General features: G+C 58.9%; 23 protein-coding genes. 18 read left to right on the top strand and 5 right to left on the bottom strand.

Going from position 1 to position 22,370, the window contains the following annotated elements; all coding sequences use genetic code 11:
• Positions 1–270 precede the first annotated feature (270 nt).
• Entirely contained in the window at positions 271–528 is a 258-nt protein-coding gene (locus AU182_RS04160; protein ID WP_066961017.1) for a hypothetical protein, read from the top strand.
• A gap of 115 nt (positions 529–643) precedes the next feature.
• Here AU182_RS04160 and AU182_RS04155 read toward each other — a convergent pair whose 3' ends face one another.
• Positions 644–1,387: a type 1 glutamine amidotransferase domain-containing protein gene (locus tag AU182_RS04155; RefSeq protein WP_082859198.1), complete on the bottom strand. Its 744-nt coding sequence runs from the start codon at positions 1,385–1,387 to the stop codon at positions 644–646.
• 29 nt (positions 1,388–1,416) lie between these two features.
• The gene (locus AU182_RS04150; RefSeq protein ID WP_066961014.1) at positions 1,417–2,445 is read right to left on the bottom strand and encodes a Gfo/Idh/MocA family protein; all 1,029 of its coding nucleotides are present in this window, start codon (positions 2,443–2,445) and stop codon (positions 1,417–1,419) included.
• Between the two features lie 131 nt (positions 2,446–2,576).
• Between AU182_RS04150 and AU182_RS04145 the strand changes: the two genes are divergently transcribed.
• The 10 genes from AU182_RS04145 to AU182_RS04100 all read left to right on the top strand — a co-directional run bounded on the left by AU182_RS04145 (position 2,577) and on the right by AU182_RS04100 (position 10,287).
• Entirely contained in the window at positions 2,577–3,503 is a 927-nt protein-coding gene (locus AU182_RS04145) for a LysR family transcriptional regulator (RefSeq protein ID WP_066961011.1), read from the top strand.
• Between the two features lie 71 nt (positions 3,504–3,574).
• A complete protein-coding gene (locus tag AU182_RS04140; RefSeq protein WP_227718114.1) occupies positions 3,575–3,874 on the top strand; it encodes a hypothetical protein in 300 nt (99 codons plus the stop codon).
• A gap of 34 nt (positions 3,875–3,908) precedes the next feature.
• The gene (locus tag AU182_RS04135) at positions 3,909–4,415 is read left to right on the top strand and encodes a GNAT family N-acetyltransferase (protein WP_066961004.1); all 507 of its coding nucleotides are present in this window, start codon (positions 3,909–3,911) and stop codon (positions 4,413–4,415) included.
• A 64-nt stretch (positions 4,416–4,479) separates the two neighbouring features.
• Positions 4,480–4,746 (top strand): hypothetical protein, encoded by a 267-nt coding sequence (locus AU182_RS04130; protein WP_066961001.1) that lies wholly within the window; start codon positions 4,480–4,482, stop codon positions 4,744–4,746.
• Between the two features lie 383 nt (positions 4,747–5,129).
• On the top strand, positions 5,130–5,615 hold the full coding sequence (locus tag AU182_RS04125; RefSeq protein WP_066960998.1) for an RDD family protein: 486 nt from the start codon (positions 5,130–5,132) through the stop codon (positions 5,613–5,615).
• Between the two features lie 165 nt (positions 5,616–5,780).
• Positions 5,781–6,506 carry an SIMPL domain-containing protein gene (locus tag AU182_RS04120; protein ID WP_082859197.1) on the top strand — a complete coding sequence of 242 codons (726 nt, stop codon included), beginning with the start codon at positions 5,781–5,783 and terminating at the stop codon, positions 6,504–6,506.
• Between the two features lie 161 nt (positions 6,507–6,667).
• Positions 6,668–7,597: a hypothetical protein gene (locus tag AU182_RS04115; RefSeq protein ID WP_066960991.1), complete on the top strand. Its 930-nt coding sequence runs from the start codon at positions 6,668–6,670 to the stop codon at positions 7,595–7,597.
• A 282-nt stretch (positions 7,598–7,879) separates the two neighbouring features.
• Positions 7,880–9,154, top strand: a complete 1,275-nt coding sequence (locus AU182_RS04110; protein ID WP_082859196.1) for a DEAD/DEAH box helicase — start codon at positions 7,880–7,882, stop codon at positions 9,152–9,154.
• A complete protein-coding gene (locus AU182_RS04105) occupies positions 9,151–9,519 on the top strand; it encodes a PH domain-containing protein (protein ID WP_066960988.1) in 369 nt (122 codons plus the stop codon). Before AU182_RS04110 ends, AU182_RS04105 begins: the two co-directional genes overlap by 4 nt.
• Positions 9,520–9,555: 36 nt before the next feature.
• On the top strand, positions 9,556–10,287 hold the full coding sequence (locus AU182_RS04100; protein ID WP_066960986.1) for a spermidine synthase: 732 nt from the start codon (positions 9,556–9,558) through the stop codon (positions 10,285–10,287).
• Between the two features lie 71 nt (positions 10,288–10,358).
• Here AU182_RS04100 and AU182_RS04095 read toward each other — a convergent pair whose 3' ends face one another.
• Positions 10,359–11,999 carry an acetolactate synthase large subunit gene (locus tag AU182_RS04095; protein ID WP_066962123.1) on the bottom strand — a complete coding sequence of 547 codons (1,641 nt, stop codon included), beginning with the start codon at positions 11,997–11,999 and terminating at the stop codon, positions 10,359–10,361.
• A 178-nt stretch (positions 12,000–12,177) separates the two neighbouring features.
• Here AU182_RS04095 and AU182_RS04090 point away from each other — a divergent pair, with 178 nt between their 5' ends.
• The 5 genes from AU182_RS04090 (at position 12,178) to AU182_RS04070 (ending at position 18,071) form a co-directional block, all read left to right on the top strand.
• Positions 12,178–12,993, top strand: coding sequence for a hypothetical protein (locus tag AU182_RS04090; RefSeq protein WP_066960982.1), 816 nt, complete (start codon positions 12,178–12,180; stop codon positions 12,991–12,993).
• Positions 12,994–13,236: 243 nt separating this feature from the next.
• The gene (locus tag AU182_RS04085; RefSeq protein ID WP_066960979.1) at positions 13,237–13,842 is read left to right on the top strand and encodes a hypothetical protein; all 606 of its coding nucleotides are present in this window, start codon (positions 13,237–13,239) and stop codon (positions 13,840–13,842) included.
• A gap of 175 nt (positions 13,843–14,017) precedes the next feature.
• Positions 14,018–15,625 carry an ABC-F family ATPase gene (locus AU182_RS04080; protein WP_066960976.1) on the top strand — a complete coding sequence of 536 codons (1,608 nt, stop codon included), beginning with the start codon at positions 14,018–14,020 and terminating at the stop codon, positions 15,623–15,625.
• Positions 15,626–15,781: 156 nt separating this feature from the next.
• Positions 15,782–17,671 carry a DUF4382 domain-containing protein gene (locus tag AU182_RS04075; RefSeq protein ID WP_066960973.1) on the top strand — a complete coding sequence of 630 codons (1,890 nt, stop codon included), beginning with the start codon at positions 15,782–15,784 and terminating at the stop codon, positions 17,669–17,671.
• A gap of 190 nt (positions 17,672–17,861) precedes the next feature.
• On the top strand, positions 17,862–18,071 hold the full coding sequence (locus tag AU182_RS04070; RefSeq protein WP_066960971.1) for a cold-shock protein: 210 nt from the start codon (positions 17,862–17,864) through the stop codon (positions 18,069–18,071).
• A 74-nt stretch (positions 18,072–18,145) separates the two neighbouring features.
• On the opposite strand, the gene AU182_RS04065 is transcribed toward AU182_RS04070, so the two are convergent.
• Both AU182_RS04065 and AU182_RS04060 read right to left on the bottom strand, forming a co-directional pair.
• Positions 18,146–19,990 carry an ABC transporter transmembrane domain-containing protein gene (locus AU182_RS04065; protein WP_066960968.1) on the bottom strand — a complete coding sequence of 615 codons (1,845 nt, stop codon included), beginning with the start codon at positions 19,988–19,990 and terminating at the stop codon, positions 18,146–18,148.
• A 71-nt stretch (positions 19,991–20,061) separates the two neighbouring features.
• Positions 20,062–20,481, bottom strand: coding sequence for a VOC family protein (locus AU182_RS04060; protein ID WP_227718113.1), 420 nt, complete (start codon positions 20,479–20,481; stop codon positions 20,062–20,064).
• A gap of 250 nt (positions 20,482–20,731) precedes the next feature.
• Between AU182_RS04060 and AU182_RS04055 the strand changes: the two genes are divergently transcribed.
• The gene (locus AU182_RS04055) at positions 20,732–21,154 is read left to right on the top strand and encodes a DUF3574 domain-containing protein (RefSeq protein WP_066960962.1); all 423 of its coding nucleotides are present in this window, start codon (positions 20,732–20,734) and stop codon (positions 21,152–21,154) included.
• 206 nt (positions 21,155–21,360) lie between these two features.
• Positions 21,361–22,284, top strand: coding sequence for a transglutaminase domain-containing protein (locus AU182_RS04050; RefSeq protein ID WP_082859195.1), 924 nt, complete (start codon positions 21,361–21,363; stop codon positions 22,282–22,284).
• The last annotated feature ends 86 nt before the right edge of the window (positions 22,285–22,370 follow it).

Below are 22,370 nucleotides of genomic sequence, written 5' to 3'. Positions count from 1 at the left end.
ACGAAGAACTTTCAGTAGATTGCAGGCATATCCCCGTCAGCCTGATAGGCCCCTCTATAAAGTCGTCTTGGCTCAAGGGACTTTGGGGCGAGCCACTGTTTACCTTCGTTGGCAGGCTACGGTTACCCTCAAGCGTGTACCAGCGAGCTCACAACGTAACCTTGCAGACTCCAAATGGGATCACGCAGATGGATCTCATCTTCGTGTCCCCTTCGGCACCTTCGTGCTCGAAACGAAAATTTGCAACACTGGATATGATGCTGGAACCACGTGAGAAAACGCCCTGGGCGTGATATCCAGGTCGCGCTGGCGTGGCAGGTGTATGAGAAAGACGGCCGGTTTATCGCGCGTCACCCGGGCAGTGTGCGCGGATGCAAGTCGCTGCTGATCAGTTATCCACAGGAGCGCAACGGCTTGGTATTGCTGACCAATGCGGCGGAAGCGCCGCGGTTTGAAATTGCCGACAAGCTGACACAAACCTTGCCCGATACGGGGTCTGACAATAACTCCCCACATATCAAGATTTAGCTGTACCGTGCCTCTGTAGGGTATTACTTCTCGCCTATACAGAAAAGCCCGGTGACCGCCTGTGCAAGTTTCAACACAGGCAGTCACCGGGCTTTTTGCGTTTACGGGCTAGCGTTTACTTCTTCAGGGCCTTGGCCAGCACCTGACCCAGCTCCGCCGCAGACTGCGGATTCTGGCCGGTGATGATGCGGCCGTCCTGTACCACGAAGCTTTCCCACGCTTTGCCTTCCTGGTAGTTGGCGCCGAGGGCTGTCAGTTCGTCCTGCAGCAGGTAGGGCACTACGTCTGCCAGGCCTACCGCTTTTTCTTCCACATTGCTGAAGCCCGCGACTTTCTTGCCGGCAATAATCGGCTTGCCATCTGGGCCGGTGACGTTCAGCAGCGCGGCCGGGCCGTGGCACAGTGCCGCCACATAACCGCCGTCAGCATAAATGGCGGAGGCAACGCTGTTCACCGCGGGGCTCTTGGGGAAGTCCCACACGGTGCCGTGGCCGCCGGCGAACAGGATAGCCTGGTAGCGCTTGGGGCTGACGTCCGCGAGCTTGCGGGTGTTGTCCAGCAGGCTGCGGGTTTGCGGGCTGGCGAGGAATTCAAAGTTCACCGCGTCGTCATCCGCCAGGCTGCGCGCGTCCACCGGTACCGCACCGCCCTTGATGCTGGCGATTTCCACCTCGAAGCCCGCCTTTTTCAGCTCGTGGTAGGGGTGGGTCAGTTCCGACAGCCACAGGCCGGTTTTCTCGTCGGTATCCCCCATCTGCTCGTGGCTGGTGGCCACGATCAATACCCGCGGCGCGGCCAGAGCGAGACTGGCGGTGGTCGCCAGGCAGAGTGCGATAAATAACGAAACGAGCTTTTTCATACGTTTACTCCTTGTGGATTGAAGGTGATTCAGTTGTCCTGCAAGCCAGTGGCAACACAAAACTGGTCGAGCAACTCCTGTGTCTTTATTGCACGCTGGGCAACCGCTTGATTGCGCTCTCTGTCATTCTGCAGAACCTGTGCGGCGAAATTCTCAACCATGTGAACTACCTGCGGTTGCGCAGTTTCGGTCGGTACGCGCCGGTACTCCGTCGGGGTTGCCATTTCCTGCCTGAGATTAAAGCCCGTCACATGCTTCGGGTTGCTGAAGGCAAATCCGTCTTTCCAATCGAGCACAAAGTCGTCCAGCTGGATCATCCCCGTTTCACCGATGATATCCAGGTCCATCAGGCACACACCGGCGTCATAGCCGAAGTCAAAACTGGACGTCTGGCCGCTGGCAAATTCTACCAAGCCAGCACCACCCACAATGGCGCCGCTTTCTGCATCGCGACGTAACGCGCCGCACATGCTCTTCACCGGGGATTCAGGGCGCATGTATTCCACGATGGCGCGCATGCTGTACCAGGCCATGTCCCCCACGGCGCCGGTGGGCTCTTTGGCCGGGTCAAAGCGAATGTTGCTGCGATCCATAAACGGGAAGAAGAACGAAGTGCGGATACGGTTGACGTTGCCAAGCTCAGCCTGCTGGTGCTCTACGACCGCCTGCGTCCGCGGATGGTGGGTAAAGTGGGTAGCATCCATAAATGCAAGCCCTTTCGCGGAGGCGAGTGCGGCAATGCGCTTGACCGAATCGCTACTGATGAATGGCTTTTCGCTGATCAGGTGTTTGCCCGCTTCCAACGCGGCAAGGCAAATCTCCTCGCGGCCGGCGGTAGGGGTCGCGATGTAAACCGCATCGACGCTGTCTTCCTGAATCAGCTGCCGCCAATCGTCGAATACCATTGGCACACTGTGCTCCGCGGCAAATTCCTGCGCCTTTTCACGGCGACGGCTCGCCACCGCGACCAGGCTGGCATTGGCTGATTGCTGGATCGCTTTCGCAACAACAGCGGCAATCATGCCGCTGCCGATGACTCCGAATCGAATTAGGGACATTTGAATTCTCCGTAGACTAGCTTGAGGGGTAGCCTGCCCCGCTAGTGCGAGCCGCTACCGAATTTGGAGCCATGCTATGGTGAATCCTGATATAAGATAATTCGATTAATTGAATTACAGCCTTTCAAAATATGAATATCAGAAACAAGGACCTGAACCTGCTCAAGCTGTTCCAGGTGCTGTACGAAGAGCGCAACGCCTCGGTGGCCGCGGAGCGTATGAACCTGAGCCAGCCAGCGCTGAGCCATAAACTGGCCAAGCTGCGCAGTGAGTTCGACGACACCCTGTTTGCCCGCGCCCCGCGCGGACTGACACCGACGCCGCGGGCACACCAGCTGGCACCGCAGATCCAGGCGCTGGTGCGCTCACTGGAATCCTTTTACGACTACTGCGACGAAGAGAGCTTCCTGCAGCGGGAAGACCGCGTGCATATTTTTAGTACCGACTTCATCGAGCAGTTACTGGTCCCCAGGCTGCTGCCGGAGATCAGTGAGCAGGCACCCCGGCTGCAGCTGGTGTTTCACAACACCCGCGGCCGCCTGCCGCGCTCCGAGCTGGAAACCGGTGCCTGCGATATCGCCATCGCGGGCTTCTTCGAGCAATTACCCGCCTCCTTCTACCAGCAAAAGGTGCGCAAGGAAGGATTCTGTGTACTGGCAAGCGACAACAACCGGCATATAGAAGGGAAACTGGACCTCAAGGCGTTCCTGGCCTGTGGGCACCTGGTCACTACCCTGACCGGTGACCTGGACGGTATTGTGGACAAGAAACTGAACAAGCTCGGACACCAGCGGCGCATCGTGGCGGGGCTGTCGAGCTTCCTGTCCCCTGCCACCACCATCGAGGCCAGCGACCTGCTGATCACCTGCCTGAACTCGGTGGCGGAACAGGCCTGCCGCAGCCTGCCCGACCTGGTGACCTATCCCTGCCCGGTGAAATTACCGGACGTGGACATACTGCAGATCTGGCACCAGCGCACCCAGGACGATCCGTTGCGGGCCTGGCTGCGCCAGCGTATCAAGGCGGCGATGGCGGGAGGGCCAAGCGTCAAATCCTGACCCGACTCGGGCTGCGCTATATTGCTTCCGGCCCTGCTACAATCGCGCCAAAATATTCAGCAGGAAATATTATGGAACATAAAATCCTTGAGGTGTTTTTAGCCAACCAGTGGCTGACCATACCCATATTTATCATTCTGGTAATCGGCGTTACTTTGTTCTGGTTCGGTGGCCTGATGGCTGCGCTGACGGCGCTGGGGAATAGCCGCTGGGTTTGGGGGCTGTCGTCGATCGTTCTGGGGCCGATTACCGGGCTTCCGTACGCGCTGATTTACAAAGAAGCCTCCTACGCGAAGTCACTGATGATCAAGGGGCTGATTTGCCTGTTGGCGGGGCTGGCGCTGTCACTCGTGGCATGGGCCATCACCTGACCGTAAAAATGCTAACCCGCACGGAGAGGCCCAATTGAGTATTAGCATCCGCAAAGAGCAGCCCGGCGATGCCCAAGCCATCCATGAGGTGACCGTCGCGGCTTTCCGTAACGCACCTCACACCGACCACACGGAGCAGTTTATCGTTGAGGCACTGCGGAAGTCCGGTGCACTGGCGATTTCTCTGGTCGCTGAAGAGGAAGGCAATATCCTGGGTCATGTAGCGCTCTCGCCCGTTAGTATCTCGGACGGCACCAGCGGCTGGTACGGGCTCGGCCCCATCTCTGTCCACCCCAACTATCAGGGTCGCGGCATTGGCACAGCGCTTATGCAGGCGGCGATTCGGGAACTGAAAAGCAACGATGCCGGAGGCTGCGTTTTGCTCGGCGATCCTAACTATTATCAGCGCTTTGGTTTCGAGCCAAGTGAGGCGCTGATTCTCCCCGAGGTGCCACCGGAATATTTCCAGGCGCTGTTATTACGCGGCCCTTTGCCCAAAGGAATTGTTACCTATGATGCATCCTTTTCCGCGCAGGGCTAGCGAAGCGGACGTGTGAAGTTCCAGTATTATTTACGTTATTTTTTTGGCTGCTGAGGAAACGATGATGTTCACCGAGCGAGAACTGAAGTTAATAAAAAGGGCGGAAGCGCGTGTTAAGCAGGCTGTTATGTTCAGATTGATGGCGATCGTCATTGCGCTGGTACTGATCGCGCTGTTTTTCCTCGGCTATTTGAACCCTGAAGAGTTAGCATTCAGTGCGTTTGGACTGGCTCTGCTTTCGTTCATCGCACCGCAACTGGGCGGCGCGCCAAAATACGAGGAGCTCGTTGCGGTACTCGCCAAACAGCGCAAGCAACAGCAATCATCGTAGGCAAGCCCGATGCCCACGCTCCCATGAGCCGGTCATGGCGCTAATCAGTGCCCGCCGCTCGCACAGCCCGACGGGCCAATATCCGCAATTCGGGCCAGCCAGTCATTTAGGCTGGATCGTTCGCTTATCCACTTTATTCTCATGCCGGCCAAATACGTCGAACCAGAATATGCGACGGAAAATTTTCGGCCGGATTTCCACGTAGCGAATAGGGGCACCATTTCCATGCTCTACAGGGTTTGTAAGTGCAAACTGCGAAAATTACACGCGCTTACACGGCCTCGCCAGCACAAAAACAACGTGTTATAAAAGGTGCCAACAATAATATTTGATGCGCATCCCATTTCTTGTTTGGAGCCCATCACCGCCAACACGGAAATGTTATGCGCACCGCTGGCCCTCCCCCTCCAGACATTCCACTCGAATACACCGGCTTCTGGCCGCGCGTGGGTGCCTCGATCATTGATACCCTGATGTTCATGGTCATCACCCTGCCGCTTCTGCTGGTAATTTACGGCTGGGCCTACATAGAGAGCGACGCGCTCTTCCTTGGCACCGCCGATGTGCTGATCAATTGGGTGTTCCCGTGTATCGCGATCATTGCCTTCTGGGTGTACAAACAGGCAACCCCCGGCAAGATGCTTCTCGAAGCCAAAATTGTCGACGCCACCACCGGCGATAAGCCCAGCCTGAAGCAATACATCATCCGTTATCTCGGCTACTTCATCTCCACCATTCCTCTGGGGCTCGGGCTGCTGTGGGTAGCCTGGGACGAGCGCAAGCAGGGCTGGCATGACAAGATGGCCAGAACGGTAGTGGTCAACCCGGAGAAAAAAGCTTCGGCAAATGATCAGGTCGCATCGAGTTGATTGATACATGCCCCGACGCCAGTTGGGGCATTTTTGGAAGACTCTCAAGGGTTCACCTGCGCCTACTAGAGTGTTGTAGTCAAACCCTCTAGTTTCTCGCATTTTCTGCAATACGCTATTGCGCGCTTGCGGCTGACCCCGCAGCACGCTCTACGAGGAACTCGCATGAAAGCATTGCTCTTCGCTATATCCCTTTTCCTTCCTCTCGTCGCGTCCACGAATCCTGTCCCGGACTTTCCGTTTGTGATCGTCACTGAAACACTGGAGAAACAGGTAAAGCCCGATTTTGCGACGGTGCGCTTCAGTATCCTGGCCTATGACGAATCCGCCAATGAGGCCATGCAGCAGCTTACACAGAGCGCGGCACAAATGCTGGAGGCACTGGGCAAGTATGGCGTGCTCGCCACGCAACTGGAATCCACGCAGATCGACAAGAACACCAAGCGGGCGAGAAAGGACGGGGCCTACAACCTGGAGATCCTGGGTTATGAAGTTCAGCAGGGGTTCAACCTGAAGATAACCGACCTCGAACACTATCCGGGCATTATGAATACGCTGGTCAGGCTGGATGGTGTTCAGGACATCGATGCGCTCTTTGAGACCGATAATGAGGAGGAGCACCAGGCCCAGATGATCAGGGAACTGAGCGCAAAAGCACGCGCAAAGGCCGATGCTCTCGCTCAGGCCCAGTCCAGAAAGGTAAAAAGTGTCTACGGTATTACCACGGAGAGTAACTTTGGTGAGGCCTACGCCATCTTTTCCCTGCAGTACAACCCAGAAGTATACGGCCTCGCAAAATCCTCCGCTGCGTACGGTATGAACCTGATTATGGCGGTGCCAGAATTCATCAAGGTGGGCCAACGGGTGACGGCAATCTACGAGCTTAAGTAAATTGCGCCGCCGCACCACCCAAACGAAGATAAATAGTTCCGTTATCCACTTTATTCACGTGTAGTGGCCATTTACTTACCTGTTATTTTTCGAGCCAAACTATAGAATCAGCCCGCAAAATCAATGTGACGCAATTCACACAATATAGATAAGGACATATCGTGAAATATTTGTGGGCCCTTCTTTTCTTTTCGACCAGCGCATTGGGTTCCGAGCTGCTTGAAAACTCCTCCAACATGGCTTTCGTGAACGGCAAAAGCAGTACCGGCCGCACCATGGTGGATTACCATTTGCTGCAAAAAAGCCTGTACCTGACTGATGGTGAAGAAGCCGATGAAGCTGACCGACAGGAAGAGTGCTCCCTTTCCACCAGCGTATTCTGCGGTGGGATCCTCTATACCACAGCGACCGAGGGGTGGTTTAAAGACTTCACCATCCTGCCCGGCTCCGGCGGTGAGCAGCAAATCAAGATTACGCCCTACCGCGGCAACCTGATTCTCGGTGAGAACCTTGCCCTGCCGTTGACCATTTATATGTCTGAGGTCTCGGACAGCGTCGATAGCGAAGACGTCAATGCGATCAAGCTTATCAACCCTGAACAGGGCCGCTTCAACTTCAATCTCAAATATGCCGGGCGCTATCGCATCGGCAACTTCTGCAAGTTTAACGACCCCAGCGACGGTAACTGTGCGGTGAGCCTCACCGCCGGTATGCGGTATCTCGGTCTGCGCCAGTTGAACGAACAGGAAGAGTTGGAAATCGAGCACTACTGGGGGTCATATGTCGAACTGGCCAATACCTGGCTGTTTAAGATTCAGGATCCATCCCTGCAGGGTTTTATCGGCGAAGTGGCGCTGAAGCTTAACGCTTCCTACCTGTCGCAAAATATTGAAGACGGCAGCACGCTGTTCCCCGGCGCCACCGATGCGGCAGGCGAGCCGATTGCCTTCGAGGAAGATTTCCTGTCTTACGGTGCGACGCTGACGTTCAAAATGAACGAGAAATTCAGTATCCGCACCCAGTACATCAAGTCCGACCAAGACGATCTGCTCGGCGACCGATCCTCCTTCGGTATTACCTACGATATCTAACGATTGCTCCCAGGCGGCCAGCCGCCTGTTCGTGCCCCGCCCCAAATCACGGGATGACAGGTGATTTGGGGCAGGCCGCGCCAACCCGAAGCAGGAATCTCCTTCTTCAAAACCCTACCCCCGCCAGTTTGGGCGTTCGCCGCCAGCACTCCCGTTAACTAGACTTATCGGTTCTACGCCGCCCGGCAATGACTGCGCCGCCCGTGGGCTTTACTGTTACCATGCCGCCCGTTAACCCGCCGCCAACCACTGCCCGGCCCACCCCCCCCACAGAGACAGCAGATGACATTCGACACCCTGGGATTGAGCGACCCGATCCTGCAGGCCCTTGAAGACAAAGGCTATACCACCCCCACCGAGATCCAGCGCAAGGCGGTGCCCGCCATCCGCGCCGGCCGGGATGTGATTGCGACGGCGCAGACAGGCACCGGCAAGACCGCCGCGTTTGTGTTGCCGATGCTGGACGCCCTCGCCGGCCCGCGCAAACGCCGGGCAAAGCGCCTGCGTGCGCTGATTCTGGTGCCCACCCGAGAACTGGCCTTGCAGGTGCAGGACAATATCGAGCAATACGGCAAGTACCTGTCAGTGGCGTCCATGGCAATGGTGGGCGGTGTGGACCTGGCGCCGCAAAAGCAGCAGCTGATCGACGGTGTGGATATTGTGGTGGCTACCCCCGGCCGCCTACTGGACCTGGCACACCAGCGTGCGCTGTATTTCGATGAGCTGGAAATCCTGGTACTGGACGAAGCCGACCGCATGCTGGACATGGGGTTTATCGACGACCTCGACAAGATCATTGCGCGCCTGCCGCAACAGCGTCAGAGCCTGCTGTTCTCGGCAACCCTGTCGAAACAGGTGAAGTCGCTGGCGGAGTCTGTGGTCGACAACCCGCTGGAAGTCGCCATCGACAGCCACCAGAAAACCGCGCCCAAGATTTCCCAGTGGCTGATTGCGGTGGACAAGCACAACAAGTCGGCACTGCTCAGCCATCTGGTGCAGGAGCGCCACTGGACCCAGGCGCTGATCTTTATCCGCACCCAGCACGGCGCGGCAAAGCTGGTGAGCCAGCTGGAAAAACGCGGTATCCGGGCGGAGTCCATTCACGGCGGCAAGAGCCAGGCGTCGCGCTCCAAGATACTGGCGGATTTCAAATCCGGTGCCATCCCGATTCTGGTCGCGACTGGTGTGGCCGCGCGCGGTATTGATATCGACGAGCTGGCGCGGGTGGTGAATTACGATATGCCTGACGATGCCGACGAGTATATCCATCGCATCGGCCGCACCGGCCGCGCCGGCTCCTCCGGTGAGGCGGTATCGCTGGTTTCCAAGGACGATTTCAAGCGCTTGTGTGCGGTGGAGCGGCGGCTGGGCAAAATCATCGAGCGGGTGACCGTGGAAGCATTCCCGGTGGTGAAAGACCTGCCCGCCTCGAATTTAAACTTCCGCCCGAAAAGTGGTAAAACGTCTAGGCCTGTAAAACAAGACCGTCCAGCGGCGAAGCCGGACAAGACGTCCAAGCCCGACCAAACGACTCCCTGGGGAAGCATTAAGAAATGATCGACTTCGAAAACAAGAGCCTGTTCAAGCTCAAGCAGAATCCGAGCTTTGCCGAAAAAGTCGCACCGCTGCTGCTCGACGGTGAAGAGATACTGGACTCCTTCAAGTCCATGCGCGACGGGGTGGTGTTTACCAGCAAGCGCATTATCGCGGTCAACGTGCAGGGCATCACCGGCAGCAAGAAGGATTTCACTTCCCTGCCCTACAAGAACATCGTCGCCTACTCTGTGGAGACCTCGGGCACGTTCGATATCGACAGTGAGCTGGAGCTGTATTTTTCCGCACTGGGCAAGGTGCGTTTTGAATTCAGCGGCAAGGCGCGGCTGATGGATATTGCCCACTATATCGGCCGCTACGCCCTCTGAACCCGACCGCTTTCCACCCACCCAGACGAGCCCGCCATGTCCCTGTTATTTGAAGAGATCGATAGCCAGCCTTCCCCCCTGGGAGAGATTTCCCTGCGCAGAAGGCGCATACCCGCGCTGGGGGATCGGGATATCTACGAGGTAAAGCTGGGCGATGAGTTTTTGATGTCGAGCATGTTCGTGGCCGCAGAGGAAGCGCTGGCCACCCTCGGTTTGGCGCAGTGCAAGGGCGACGGACTGCAGGTGGTGGTGGGCGGCCTGGGGCTGGGTTATACCGCCGTGGCCGCGCTGCAGGATCCGCGCGTGGCGGAATTGCTGGTGGTGGACGCGCTGGAAACGGTAATTGGCTGGCACAAGGCGGAGCTGGTGCCACTGGGCAAGACGCTGAACGCCGACCCCAGAAACCGTTATGTGCACGGCAGTTTTTTTGATCTGGCGACGGCACCGGCCACGGGCTTTGACCCGGACCACCCGGGTAAAAAGCTGGATGCCATTTTGCTGGATATCGACCACTCCCCCACGGAATACCTGAATGCCGCCAACGCCAGCTTCTACACCACCGAAAACCTGGCACTGATGGCGCAACAGTTAAAACCCGGCGGTGTGTTTGCCATGTGGTCACAGAACCTGCCGGACCCGCAGTTTGAGGCGCTGCTGAAGACGGTGTTTGACACGGTGGAATCCCACGTGGTGTCGTTCTACAACCCGTTTATGAGTGGCGATTCCACCAATTCCGTGTATGTCTGCCGCAAGGGAACAGCCGGCTGACAAAGTGACGGTCGCCGCCCAGCGCTGACCAAGCACGACACCTGGCACTCAACCTTTCACCAGACCTTTCATTAAACCTTGCGCGACAGCTCGCGAATCTCACGGTTGAGAATCCGGTCGTTGTCCTGGTAGTCCACCGGCACGTCGATCAGGTGGACACCGCCCTCCTGTCGACAGCGCTCAATGGTGGGCTGCAATTCTTCGGTGGCTTCGATGCGGTGACCACTGGCACCGTAGGCTTGCGCATAGGCGACAAAATCCGGGTTACCGAAATCCAGGCCGAAGTCGTGGAAGTCCATCTGCGCCTGCTTCCATTTGATCATGCCGTAGCCATCGTCCCGCAGCAACAGGATGACGAGGTCGAGCTTGAGACGCACTGCGGTTTCAAGCTCTTGCGAGTTCATCATGAACCCGCCGTCGCCACAGATGGCGAGCACGCTCCGCTCCGGGTAGACCAGCTTGGCGGCCATGGCCGATGGCAGCCCGGCGCCCATGGTGGCGAGGGCGTTATCGAGCAGTACGGTATTGGGGGCATGCGCCTGGTAATTGCGTGCGAACCAGATTTTGTACATGCCGTTATCCAGCGCGATGATGCCATCAGCGGGCACCGCCTCGCGCACCTCCTTCACCAGCCGCTGCGGTTTGACCGGGAAGCTATCGTCCTGCGCACCTTCCTGTATGTGTTTTTGCAGCGCATTGCGAATGCGGTGGGCATCGGCAAAACTCCAGTGGCTTTGCGGTTCCAGCCGCTCCTTTAACTGCCACAGGCTGTTGGCAATATCCCCAACCACTTCAATCTGCGGGAAGTACACCGGGTCTACCTCTGCAGAACTGAAATTGATGTGCACCACGGCGGGGCCGCCGGGGCGCATGAAGAATGGCGGTTTCTCTACCACGTCGTGGCCGACGTTGATGATGAGGTCCGCCTGGTCGATGGCGCGATGCACGAAGTCGCCATCGGAGAGCGCGGTATTGCCAATAAAGTGGCTGCTGGCCTCGTCAATCACGCCCTTGCCCATCTGTGTGGTCACTACGGGAATGCCAAGCTTTTCTACCAGCTCGCGCAACATTTTGGCGGTGAGCTTGCGGTTGGCACCGGCACCGATCAGCAGCAGCGGTTTGCGTGCGGCGGAGATGGCCTGGGCGGCCTGGCGCACGGCTTTTTCCTCGGCGATGGGGCGGCGGGTATAGCTGGGCTCCAGCACCGGCATGGTGGAGTGTTCCTGGGCAATGTCTTCCGGTAATTCCAGGTGTGTGGCGCCGGGGCGCTCTTCCTCCGCGTGCCGGAAGGCTTCGCGCACGTGCGCCGGCACATTGTCGCCACTGACGATCACCTTGGTGAACTTGGTGAGCGGCTGCATCATGTCGACGATGTCGATAATCTGAAACTGGCCTTGCTTGGAGCTTTTAATGGGCTTCTGGCCAGTGACCATTACCATGGGCATGGCGCCAAGCTGGGCGTAGGCGGCTGCGGTAACCAGGTTGGTGGCGCCTGGCCCGAGGGTGGAGAGACAGACTCCGGCATTGCCGGTGAGTCGACCATAGGTGGCCGCCATAAAGCCCGCCGCCTGCTCGTGACGCCCGATGATCAACTTGATTTTGGAGCCGCGCAGGGATTCCAGCAGATCGAGGTTTTCTTCCCCGGGAATGCCGAATACAAATTCCACACCTTCTGCCTCCAGCGCACGAACAAACAAGTCGGATGCTTTCACCACAATTCCCCCCAAGATTGACTGACTGTGCCCCCGGCTGACGCGTTATTTCGCGCAAGCGCGCGGGCGCGCGTTGACTAGCAGGGTAGCAGAATGGCGGCTAACTGACCCCCGCTCATGCCGCTTGGGCAAAACCCGCTGGAATAGGCCAATATTGCTGAAAACCGGGATTTTTTGCATGGCATTTACCGATTCCCTGAACCAGCTCTCACTGCCTGTATTCGGCGGTCTTTCCGTCCTGTTGGTGCTGGTGTCCATGTTTATCGGCTCTCGCCTCGGCTTGCGCAGTGCCGACAACGGCAATCTCAGCGACGCCTCCATTGGCAGTGCGGTGGCGGCAATTCTCGCTCTGCTGGCGTTTCTGCTGGCCTTTACCTTCAACTCCACCGCGGAACGCTTTATTCAGCGCAAGGCGCTGTTGCTGGACGAGGTAAACGCCATATCCACCACTTACCTGCGCGCAGACCTGCTCCCCCTGCAGCAACGGCGCGAGGCCCGCGCGCTACTGGCGGAGTACGCAACACTGCGCGATATCGATCCGAGACGCACCGAGGACTTGCCGCAACTGCTGGCACGCAGCAAGGCGATTCACGCAGCGCTGTGGAACATTGTGGCCGGGCTGAACGATGCCCAATACGATGCCGTGCGGCTTGGCAAATTTCTCGACTCCCTCAATGCGGTGATTGATTTCAACACCTCCAGAATTCATGTGGGTAGCCGCTACCGGATTCCCACCCCCATGTGGGGGGCGCTCGCGCTGGTGACCGCGCTGGCCATGTTCGGCATCGGCTTCCAGCTCGGTGCCGGACGGCGCGGGTCGCTGCAAATCAATCTCGCCCTGGCGTTTTCCTTTTCGATTGTGATCCTGCTGATCGCCGACCTCGACCGCGCCGCCCAGGGCTTGCTCATCATCGATCAGGCACCCATGTCCGAGCTCAGCCAGGAGTTGCAGGAGGCGGAACGGAAAGCGGCGAATCCCCCGTCAGACGATTAATACAGCGCGAACCACGCCGGGATGCGGCCCCGGGCACCCCGCATGCACTTTCGCCCCCAGTCGCGCTCGTCACTACCTACTTTTCATAATCGTCATTTAACGGTAATAATTGTTTCACACTCAAAAAATTCACCCGCACCAGCAAGACACGGAAGCACGAGCTGGTCGCTCACAAATGGCGTGCAATTTTTCGAATTATCGAGCGCGAGGGCTACCGTCGTGCACTTGAAACAGGGAAGTTTCATGAAAACGAGTATTCGCTCCCGCACTACCGGGAAAACCGTCGTCAATGGCATTTACGAAACCCGCAAGGTCTTGCTGAAAATTGGCACCGAGTCGGTGGCCAAGTACTACAAGCAGCGCCCCGGGGTGAAGCGGCGTTATCGCGTGGAAAAATTAGCCCTGCAGCGCATGCGCGGCATCGCCGGTATTCCCCGTTTGATACGCAGTGTTGATACCTCGCGCCTGCTAGAGATGTCCCGCCTGCCGGGCACTTCGGCCACCGCACTGAGTGAAGGTAACCTTCGCGACCTGGCGGCCCTGGTCGAAAAAATGCTGGCCGCCGGGGTGGCGCGCCACTCCCTGCCATTGCGCGACATCCTTGTCGATACGCACGGCAATGTTGGGCTGGTGGACTTTGAGCGCTCCACACTGCGCCCCCGCCTGTGGCGCCCGGACTGGAGCATTGCCAAGGCGGTGACCCGCTACCACCTCTACCGGCTGTTTGCCGAGCAACAACCCCAGCTGCTGAACCCGCAACAGTGGCGGCTGGTAAATATCGGGCGCAAGCTGCGCAGCCCCGTGAGCCTGTTCCACGCCTGGACCAAGTCGCTGCGCAAGCCGGCTTAGCAGCCCTGTATACGGATCAGCCGATGCTCAACCGGCTGCAACGCTCATTTTTTAGACGGTTTTCTCGACACTCCGCCCGCCAGCCCTTATAGTGCGCGGCCCGCCACGCCTGTGGTGGCCACCAGCGATAACGCTCAGCAATACCGCCCACCTTCTTGCCCCCGGGAATAGTCTCTTGATCACCACCGCCAATATCACCATGCAGTTTGGTGCCCAGCCGCTGTTTGAAAACATTTCTGCCAAGTTCGGCAACGGCAACCGCTATGGCCTGATCGGCGCCAATGGCTGTGGCAAGTCCACCTTCATGAAGATCCTGAGCGGCGCGCTGGCGCCGTCTGCGGGCAATGTGTCCATCGAGCCCGGCTGTACCGTCGGTGTACTGAGCCAGGACCAGTTCGCGTTTGAAGAGTACTCGGTGGTCGACACGGTCATCATGGGCGACAGCCGCCTGTGGGCGATCAAGCAGGAGCGCGACCGTATCTATTCGCTGCCGGAAATGAGCGAAGCGGAAGGCATGCGCGTGGCAGACCTGGAGGTCCAGTTCGCCGAGCTGGACGGCTACAGCGCCGAGAGCCGCGCCGGTGAGATCCTGCTGGAGGCGGGCATTGAGGAGTCCCTGCACTTCGGTTCCATGAAGCAGGTGGCACCGGGCTGGAAGGTGCGCGTGCTGCTGGCGCAGGCCCTGTTTGCCGACCCGGATATCCTGCTGCTGGACGAGCCCACCAACAACCTGGATATCCACACCATCCACTGGTTGGCGGAGGTGCTGAACCAGCGCCGCTCTACCATGATCATCATTTCCCACGATCGCCACTTCCTGAATCAGGTCTGCACCCATATGGCGGATATCGATTACGGCGAGCTGCGTATCTTCCCCGGGAACTACGAGGATTTTGTTGCGGCCTCCACCCTGATTCAGGACCAGCTGCACGCGGAAAACGCGAAGAAGAGCGCCGAGCTGGAAGAACTGCAGTCGTTTGTAAACCGCTTCTCGGCCAATGCCTCCAAGGCCAAACAGGCCAGCTCCCGCGCCAAGAAGATGGAAAAAATTAAACTGGAGGAAGTAAAACCCTCCAGCCGCGTCAAACCCTACATCACCTTCGAACAGTGCAAGAAACTGCACCGCCAGGCGCTGATTCTGGAAGATCTGGCCCACGGCTACGACGGTGAAACCCTGTTTGCCGGTGGTGAGATGATTCTGGAGGCCGGCGCCCGCCTCGCCGTGATCGGCGAAAACGGCGTGGGCAAGACCACCTTGCTGCGCTGCCTGGTGGATCAGCTGCAGGCCAATAGCGGCGTGGTGAAATGGTCCGAAAACGCGGCCATCGGCTACTGCCCGCAGGACAGCAGCGCGGATTTTGACAACGACCTGACCATCTTCGAATGGATGTCCCAGTGGCGCACCCCCAAGCATGACGACCTGGCGGTGCGGGGTATGCTCGGGCGCCTGCTGTTTACCGCAGACGACGCCAACAAGAAGGCGCGGGTGTGCTCCGGTGGGGAAAAGAACCGCCTGTTGTTTGGCAAGCTGATGATGATGGACAACAACGTGCTCATCATGGACGAGCCCACCAACCACCTGGATATGGAATCCATCGAGGCGCTCAACAAGGCCCTGAGCCAGTATGAAGGCACCCTGATTTTCGTCAGCCACGACCGCCAGTTTGTCTCCTCCCTGGCCACCCGGGTGCTGGAGATCAAAGACCACCAGCTGGTGGACTTCCAGGGTACCTACGACGAATACCTGGCAGACCGGGCGCGGGCGGAAGCACGCGCGGCCTGAGGCCGCTGGGCGCCCTCAGCGGCCCACCGCAAAGGCATCACGAAGGCATAACGAAGGCAGCGCGGGGATTAAATTCCCGCCTTTTGCCCCCGGCTGTCAACCGATGGACCTGTACGCCCGTTAACTAGGGGTGACAATAATCCATTGGAGCCACCGATGAACGAACATAATTCCACCTCGCGCCTGTGGCGCATTCTCTCCACGTTGTTGCTGGCGCTGGCGCTGACCGCCTGCGGTAGCGGCAACGGCAGCGATGACACGGCGCAAGCCCCCGAGACCGACATTCCCCCGCCCAGTGGCGCTGTGTGCGAAACCGCTGACGACGACCCCACCTCCAGTGAATGCGGCCAGGTACTGGTGAGCATGACCGATGCCGAGGGTGACTTTGTCCGCTACGCCGTAGATGTGCGCTCTTTGAGCCTGGAGCGCCGGGATGGCACCGTGGTGGAAGTGTTACCCCGCACCACCACCGTGGACTTCAGCCAGTATGTCGAGCTTTCAGAGCTGGTCACCGCAGCCACTGTGCCGGTGGGCAACTACGTCGCGAGTACCATCACCCTGGATTTCAGCGCCGCTGACATTCAGGTGGAAGTGGATGGCAGTGCCGCCCCGGCGCAGGTTGTGGATGCCAGTGGCGCACCGGTCACAGAAGTCACCCTCGACCTGCAATTCGACACCCTGAAGCCGTTGAGCATCACCCCGGGAGTACCGGCCTCGCTGACAGTAGATTTCAATCTGGCCGCGTCTCACCTGGTAGACACCAGTGTCTCGCCGGCGCGGGCGGAGCTGCACCCGGTACTCACCGCGGCACTGGATCCCGTCGAACAGAAGGAATTCCGTATTCGCGGCCCGCTGATCCGTGTGGATGAGTCCGACAATAGTTACCGGCTGGCACTGCGGCCCTTTTACCGCCAGGAAGGACGCTTCGGCGGCATCAACATCGCCACCACCGCAGAGACCAGCTGGGACATCAACGGGGAAAGCTACACCGGCGCCACCGGCCTGAGTGCGCTGGCGGAGCAGTCCAGTGGCACCGCAACCCTCGCGTTTGGTGCTTACGACGCCGATACTCAGGCGTTCACCGCCGAGATCGTATATGCGGGCAGCAGCCTGCCAGGGGGCACCCTGGATGCCGTTCACGGCCATGTGGTGGCGCGCAGCGGCGATGAAGTCACCCTCAAGGGGGCGCGCCTGATTCGTGCCGATGGCAGTGTGGTGTTCAATGACACAGTGACATTACAGCTGGGCGAGAGCACCCGTGTGCGCAAGTCCCGCTACCCGATGGCGCTACTGGGGACCGACAGCCTCTCCGTTGGCCAGCGCATCAGTGCCCTGGGCACCTGGGATGGCGAGCGCCTGGATGCCAGCGAGGGCGCCGTACGCCTGCGCCTGACCAGCGTCAGCGCCACCCTCAATCATTCGGCCGACGCCGAACTGGAAGTGACCGCCCTGGCCTTTGGCGCCCGCGGGGTGGACCTGTTCGACTTCACCGGCACCGGTATCGACCCGGACAACGACGCCGACCCCGCCCGTTACCAGATAAACCTCGGCGGAATAAACCCCGGCAGCCTGACGTCTGGTGCGCCACTGCGTATCCGTGGTTTTGCCAGCCCCTTCGGCAGTGCACCGGCGGACTTCGATGCCGTGTCTGTGGTGGACTACAGCAATGCCGCCGCACAGCTGCTGGTAAGCTGGGCCGGGGAGGGTAGCAACAGTGCCCTGACGCAACTGGATGCCAACGGCCTGCAGCTCAATCTGGACCCCGAACTGCTCGGCACGGCCCACCACCTGCGTCGAGGTGGCATTCGCACCGACCTGCTGGCGATGACCGAACAGCCCCTACTCGCCCCCGCCTTTGACCGCGGTGTCTTTGCCCTGGTGCAGGACGGCGAGGTCACTATGCATGGCAACTTCGGCAATTTTGCCACCGATCTCGGCACAAGGCTCGACAATGGCGCCCAAGTTAAGCTACTGCACGGTGCCGGGGGCTTCCGGGACGGGCAGTTTAATTTCATGACAATTTCAGTGATCTTGCGTAATTTATAGACAGGAGGGCCACTTCCCTATAAAGTGGCCCCCGCTAGAAAGAAAGACTTTTATTGATACCGCTACATCGCAGTCGTACTCGCAACGCCACGTTCTTTTATTACCGTGACCTGCAGTTACTAAGAGCCTTTACCTCAAGCACCACCCGCCTCTCGTAGGCAACACTCTTTTTAATTTCAGGAAATTAGATATGTCTAATACAGTAACTGGCACCGTTAAATGGTTCGACGAAGCAAAAGGTTTTGGTTTTATTGAGCAGCAGTCCGGTCCGGACGTTTTCGCTCACTTCAGCGCCATCTCCAGCAGCGGTTTCCGCACCCTGACTGAAGGCCAAGCCGTTGAGTTCACCGTAACTCAAGGCAAAAAAGGCCCGCAGGCTGAAAACATCGTAGTGGTATAAGACCCTACCGATGTAAAAAACGGGCCCTTCGGGGCCCGTTTTTGTTTGTGTACGATTTCCGCTATCCCACCATCTTATTCCACCAACGGCTTGTGCCGCTCCGCATCCTGAAACTGCAACTCCGCCAGCCGCTTGTACAACGGCGATTTCTCGATCAGCTCCCAGTGGCTGCCCTGTGCCACCAGCTTTCCTTCGTGTAACACCGCAATACTGTCCGCGTGCAGAATCGTCGCCAGCCGATGGGCGATGATAATGGTGGTGCGTCCCTGCATCAGGGTCTCCAGCGCCTGTTGTACGTGGTGCTCACTCTCTGCATCCAGCGCGCTGGTGGCCTCGTCCAGCAGCAGGATTTTCGGATCTTTGAGTATCGCGCGGGCAATGGCGATGCGCTGCCGCTGCCCGCCCGACAGACGCGCCCCCTGCTCGCCCAGATGACTGTTGTAGCCGTCTGGCAGCTGCTCGATAAATTCGTGGGCGTGGGCGGCTTTGGCGGCGGCAACCACCGCCGCATCGCTGGCCGCGGGGTTGCCGTAGCGAATGTTGTACCAGACATCCGCGGTAAACAGCGCCGGCTGTTGTGGCACCACGGCCATTTGCCGACGCAGGCTCGTGGTATCCAGTTCGCGGATGTCCACGCCATCCAAAGTGATGCAGCCACGCTGTGGATCGTAAAAGCGCTGTAATAATTCCAGCACCGTGGATTTGCCCGCTCCCGATGGGCCAACCAGCGCCAAGCTCTTGCCCGCGGCGACGGTCAGGCCCAACTGTTGCAGGGCGGGGTGCTCTGGCCGGGAGGGATAACTGAAGTCCACCGCCTCGAGCGCCAGCAACCCCGCGCCTGTGTGCGCAGTGGTGGCGGCCGCTGGCTCGCCACGGCTCGCCGGAATTTCCGCCTCCACCTGCAACAGGTCTATCAGACGCTCGGTGGCGCCGGTGGCGCGCTGCAGTTCACCGTAGACCTCGGAGATGGTCGCTACCGCCGAGCCCATCAACATGGCATAGAACACGAACGCGGCCAGGTCACCGCTGCTCATGCGCCCGGCAATCATGTCGTTCCCGCCCACCCACAGCAGCGCACTCACGGCACCGAACATCAACAGGATCACCACGGCAATCAGCAGTGAGCGTTGCCGGACGCGCCGCTTGGCCACATCGAACGCCGCTTCCACCTCACTGGCGAACGCCTGTTTTTCATAGGGCTCGCGGGTGTAACTCTGCACGGTCTTGATGTGCTGGATAATCTCACCGGCGTAACTGCCCACATCGGCGATGGAATCCTGGCTGGCCTTGGAGAGCTTCCGCACCCGCCGCCCGTACAGCACGATGGGCAGCAACACCAGCGGCACGCCCACCAGCACCATCAGGCTCAGCTTCAGGTTGGTGAACAGCAGCAGAATCAGTGCACCCACGAACATCAGCACACTGCGCAGCGCCATGGAAAAGGAGGTGCCGATAATATGCTGCAGCAGAGTGGTATCGGTGGTGAGGCGGGACATAATCTCGCCGCTGCGATTGGTTTCAAAATAACTGGGGTGCAGGGTCACGATATGATCGAACACCGCCTTGCGCAGGTCCGCCACCACACGCTCCCCCAGCCACGACACCAAATAGTGCCGCGCATAGGTGCCCACGGCCATCAGCCCGGCCAGCACCAAGAGAACGAGTACCGCCCGGGACAGCGACTGGCTGGAGTCCCCGGTGAGGCCTTCATCCACCAGCAGGCGGACGCCCTGACCAATCGACAGGGTGATGCCCGCGGTAAACACCAGCGCAACTGCCGCCCCCAGCAGCACCATTTTGTAGGGCCGCATAAATTGCCACAGCGCAACCAGCATTTGCCGCGCACTCATCGCAGCGGACTTGGACTCAGGGGCGTTGGTTTGTGGATCGTGACTGGCTGGCGCGCTGGGGCTCGGCATAAACTTCTCGCGGTTGGCAACAGCTCCGAGTATGCGGGTGATGGTGGCCGCTTGAAAGTGAGAATCGGCGGCTAGCGGAACATTAACTCCGGGTTGACCATGGTTTTCATTTCCAGCACGTTGCCGTTGGGATCGGTTATGAAAAACGTTTCCTGCTCATACTCGTTCCCCTCAAAGCGCCGATAGGGCTTGTCGAGGTATTCCAGCCCGGCAGCCTCGATACGCGCCTTCAGTGCCTGGAATTCATCGTTCGGCAGGTGCGCGCCAAAGTGCGGCACCGCAACGGCGCCCATGTCGACGTCGTGACGCACATTCGGCAGTTGCTCCTCACTCTGGTGCAGGGTGAGTTCGTTGCCCCAGAAATCAATATCCACCCAGCGCCCCGCCTCGCTGTTGCCGCTTTTACAACCCAATACATCGCAGTAGAAGGCTTTGGTCGTCTCCAGGTCACCGGCCGGGATGGCCAGGTGCATGCAGTTGGATTTCATCATCTCTCCCCTCTCGATCTTCAACCGGAATGGTTGGTGGTCTGCACAGGTATGGTGAATTTTAGTCAACGCTATTTTAAATAGGTTGCGCCATTCGCGATGCGGCAACACCACTGGCACCTTAATCGACTAAGCCAAACCCGCCGCGTGCACCGACCGGACTCAGCTATATTGAGTTCGAAGCAGACCACCGGGGCATCGTCACCCCGGCAGGAAAACCGTACGCACGATTTGGGCCGCTACCCTGGAGACTATGCAAAGCACACGCATGAAAAACCTGGCGGCCGCGTTCGCCATGACGGTACTGACAGCCTGTGGCAGTCCGGCGACACTGCGCTGCCAGGCGGGAGAATCCCTGCAATTCCACGACCTGCTGTATTTTGGCACCGAGCGCAGTGAACAGCGGCCGGTGACCGAGGCGGAATGGGGCGAGTTTGTGCAACAGGTGCTGACGGTTCACTTCCCGGATGGTCTCACGGTACTCACCGGAACCGGCCAGTGGACATCGGGCACCGGTAATATCGTGCGCGAGCGAAGCCATGTACTTTCCCTGGTACACAACGGCAACACCGAGAGCGAAGCCTCCATCACCACACTGATCAATACCTACAAAACCCGTTTCGACCAGGAGTCGGTGTTGCGGGTACGCAGTGCCGCCTGCGTCGCCTTCCGCTAAACCGCCGCCGCGTTAATCCCCGAACCCACGCTGCTCTATTTTTGCGCAGCTCCGCTCATCCACTCATCGCCTCGCTGCCTTCGCCCTGCCGCAGAGGGTCCGAGCTGAACCTCAACTTAACGCACCAATTAGCATCTTCATCGACACGGCGAATCTATCCCGAGATTTTTGTGCGTCCATAAGCGCACAAACAGGAGAAAATAGCGATGCGATGGATAGCGATATTGGCGGTGATAATGCAGGTTGGCTGTGCAGGCAGCCACCGGGTAGCGGCGAGCGCGGCGCCGGAGATGAACACGGCCGTGGTGGAAACCGCGCTCACACAGAATCGGTACGGGGCAACCGGGCTTGCCCTCCCGGATAACGCCACCGACGGCAACAACGCCCTGTATGCGCAGGGTTTGCTGGCTCTGAGCCCGGAGATGAAAGCCTTTGTGGCATCGGTCGACCCATCGCTTTCCCCGCAGCGACGGTTTCGCCGTCTCGTGCGCACGCTGAAAATGGATCGGTTTGAACTGGAGTACGACCTGAACAACACCACCACCGCGGCGGAGGCGTTTGCGCAGCGCCGGGGTAACTGTATTTCATTTGCCGCACTGATTGTGGCACTGGCACGGGAGGTGGGGCTGGAGGCGCACTTCAATCGGGTGGAAGCACCTCAGGAGCGACGGGCCACGGCGGGCGCCCGGGGCAAGGTACTGGTGCAAAACATTTTGCACATCAATGCGGAAGTCACGTACGGCTGGACCACACGGGTGTTCGAGTTCAACTTCGAGCCTCGCCCGGATTTCCCCCATCACCGTCTGGCCGACGAAACAGTACAGGCGCTCTACCTGAACAACCGCGCCCTGGAACTGGCCAAGACCAAACAGTGGGACGGAGCGCTGTCCATGCTGTCGGAGGCGATTACACTCACACCGGCGACCAGCCTGTTGTGGAACAGTCTCGGCTACATTCACCGGCAAACCGGCAACCTGGAACTGGCTGAAATCAGTTACACCCAGGCACTCGCCCTCGACAGTGACAACCAGGCAGCCAGAAATAATCTGCGCCGGGTATACGAACTGCAAAGCAAGCGCAGCCTGTCACGGGCGGCTGAACGCGCCGACCAGCAAGAACAGGGCTCTTGATCTCGCGCCCTGTAGCGCAGCGATTTTCTTCGGGAAAGTTATCACGAACGTGCGGCGCGCCCTTAACGAGCGCGCCGGGAAAATGC

Source organism: Microbulbifer sp. Q7, from assembly GCF_001639145.1.
Taxonomy (GTDB): Bacteria; Pseudomonadota; Gammaproteobacteria; order Pseudomonadales; family Cellvibrionaceae; genus Microbulbifer.
This window is presented reverse-complemented; position numbering and strand designations above follow the sequence as displayed.

Bases quoted from the DNA above. Each gene is read 5' to 3' on its own strand.
- AU182_RS04110 (WP_082859196.1), top strand. From the start codon at position 7,880: ATGACATTCGACACCCTGGGATTGAGCGACCCGATCCTGCAGGCCCTT.
- AU182_RS04140 (WP_227718114.1), top strand. From the start codon at position 3,575: ATGGAACATAAAATCCTTGAGGTGTTTTTAGCCAACCAGTGGCTGACC.
- AU182_RS04085 (WP_066960979.1), top strand. From the start codon at position 13,237: ATGAAAACGAGTATTCGCTCCCGCACTACCGGGAAAACCGTCGTCAAT.
- AU182_RS04130 (WP_066961001.1), top strand. From the start codon at position 4,480: ATGTTCACCGAGCGAGAACTGAAGTTAATAAAAAGGGCGGAAGCGCGT.
- AU182_RS04050 (WP_082859195.1), top strand. From the start codon at position 21,361: ATGCGATGGATAGCGATATTGGCGGTGATAATGCAGGTTGGCTGTGCA.
- AU182_RS04155 (WP_082859198.1), bottom strand. From the start codon at position 1,387: ATGAAAAAGCTCGTTTCGTTATTTATCGCACTCTGCCTGGCGACCACC.
- AU182_RS04105 (WP_066960988.1), top strand. From the start codon at position 9,151: ATGATCGACTTCGAAAACAAGAGCCTGTTCAAGCTCAAGCAGAATCCG.
- AU182_RS04055 (WP_066960962.1), top strand. From the start codon at position 20,732: ATGCAAAGCACACGCATGAAAAACCTGGCGGCCGCGTTCGCCATGACG.
- AU182_RS04065 (WP_066960968.1), bottom strand. From the start codon at position 19,990: ATGCCGAGCCCCAGCGCGCCAGCCAGTCACGATCCACAAACCAACGCC.
- AU182_RS04150 (WP_066961014.1), bottom strand. From the start codon at position 2,445: ATGTCCCTAATTCGATTCGGAGTCATCGGCAGCGGCATGATTGCCGCT.
- AU182_RS04090 (WP_066960982.1), top strand. From the start codon at position 12,178: ATGGCATTTACCGATTCCCTGAACCAGCTCTCACTGCCTGTATTCGGC.
- AU182_RS04120 (WP_082859197.1), top strand. From the start codon at position 5,781: ATGAAAGCATTGCTCTTCGCTATATCCCTTTTCCTTCCTCTCGTCGCG.
- AU182_RS04145 (WP_066961011.1), top strand. From the start codon at position 2,577: ATGAATATCAGAAACAAGGACCTGAACCTGCTCAAGCTGTTCCAGGTG.
- AU182_RS04070 (WP_066960971.1), top strand. From the start codon at position 17,862: ATGTCTAATACAGTAACTGGCACCGTTAAATGGTTCGACGAAGCAAAA.
- AU182_RS04125 (WP_066960998.1), top strand. From the start codon at position 5,130: ATGCGCACCGCTGGCCCTCCCCCTCCAGACATTCCACTCGAATACACC.
- AU182_RS04100 (WP_066960986.1), top strand. From the start codon at position 9,556: ATGTCCCTGTTATTTGAAGAGATCGATAGCCAGCCTTCCCCCCTGGGA.
- AU182_RS04075 (WP_066960973.1), top strand. From the start codon at position 15,782: ATGAACGAACATAATTCCACCTCGCGCCTGTGGCGCATTCTCTCCACG.
- AU182_RS04060 (WP_227718113.1), bottom strand. From the start codon at position 20,481: ATGATGAAATCCAACTGCATGCACCTGGCCATCCCGGCCGGTGACCTG.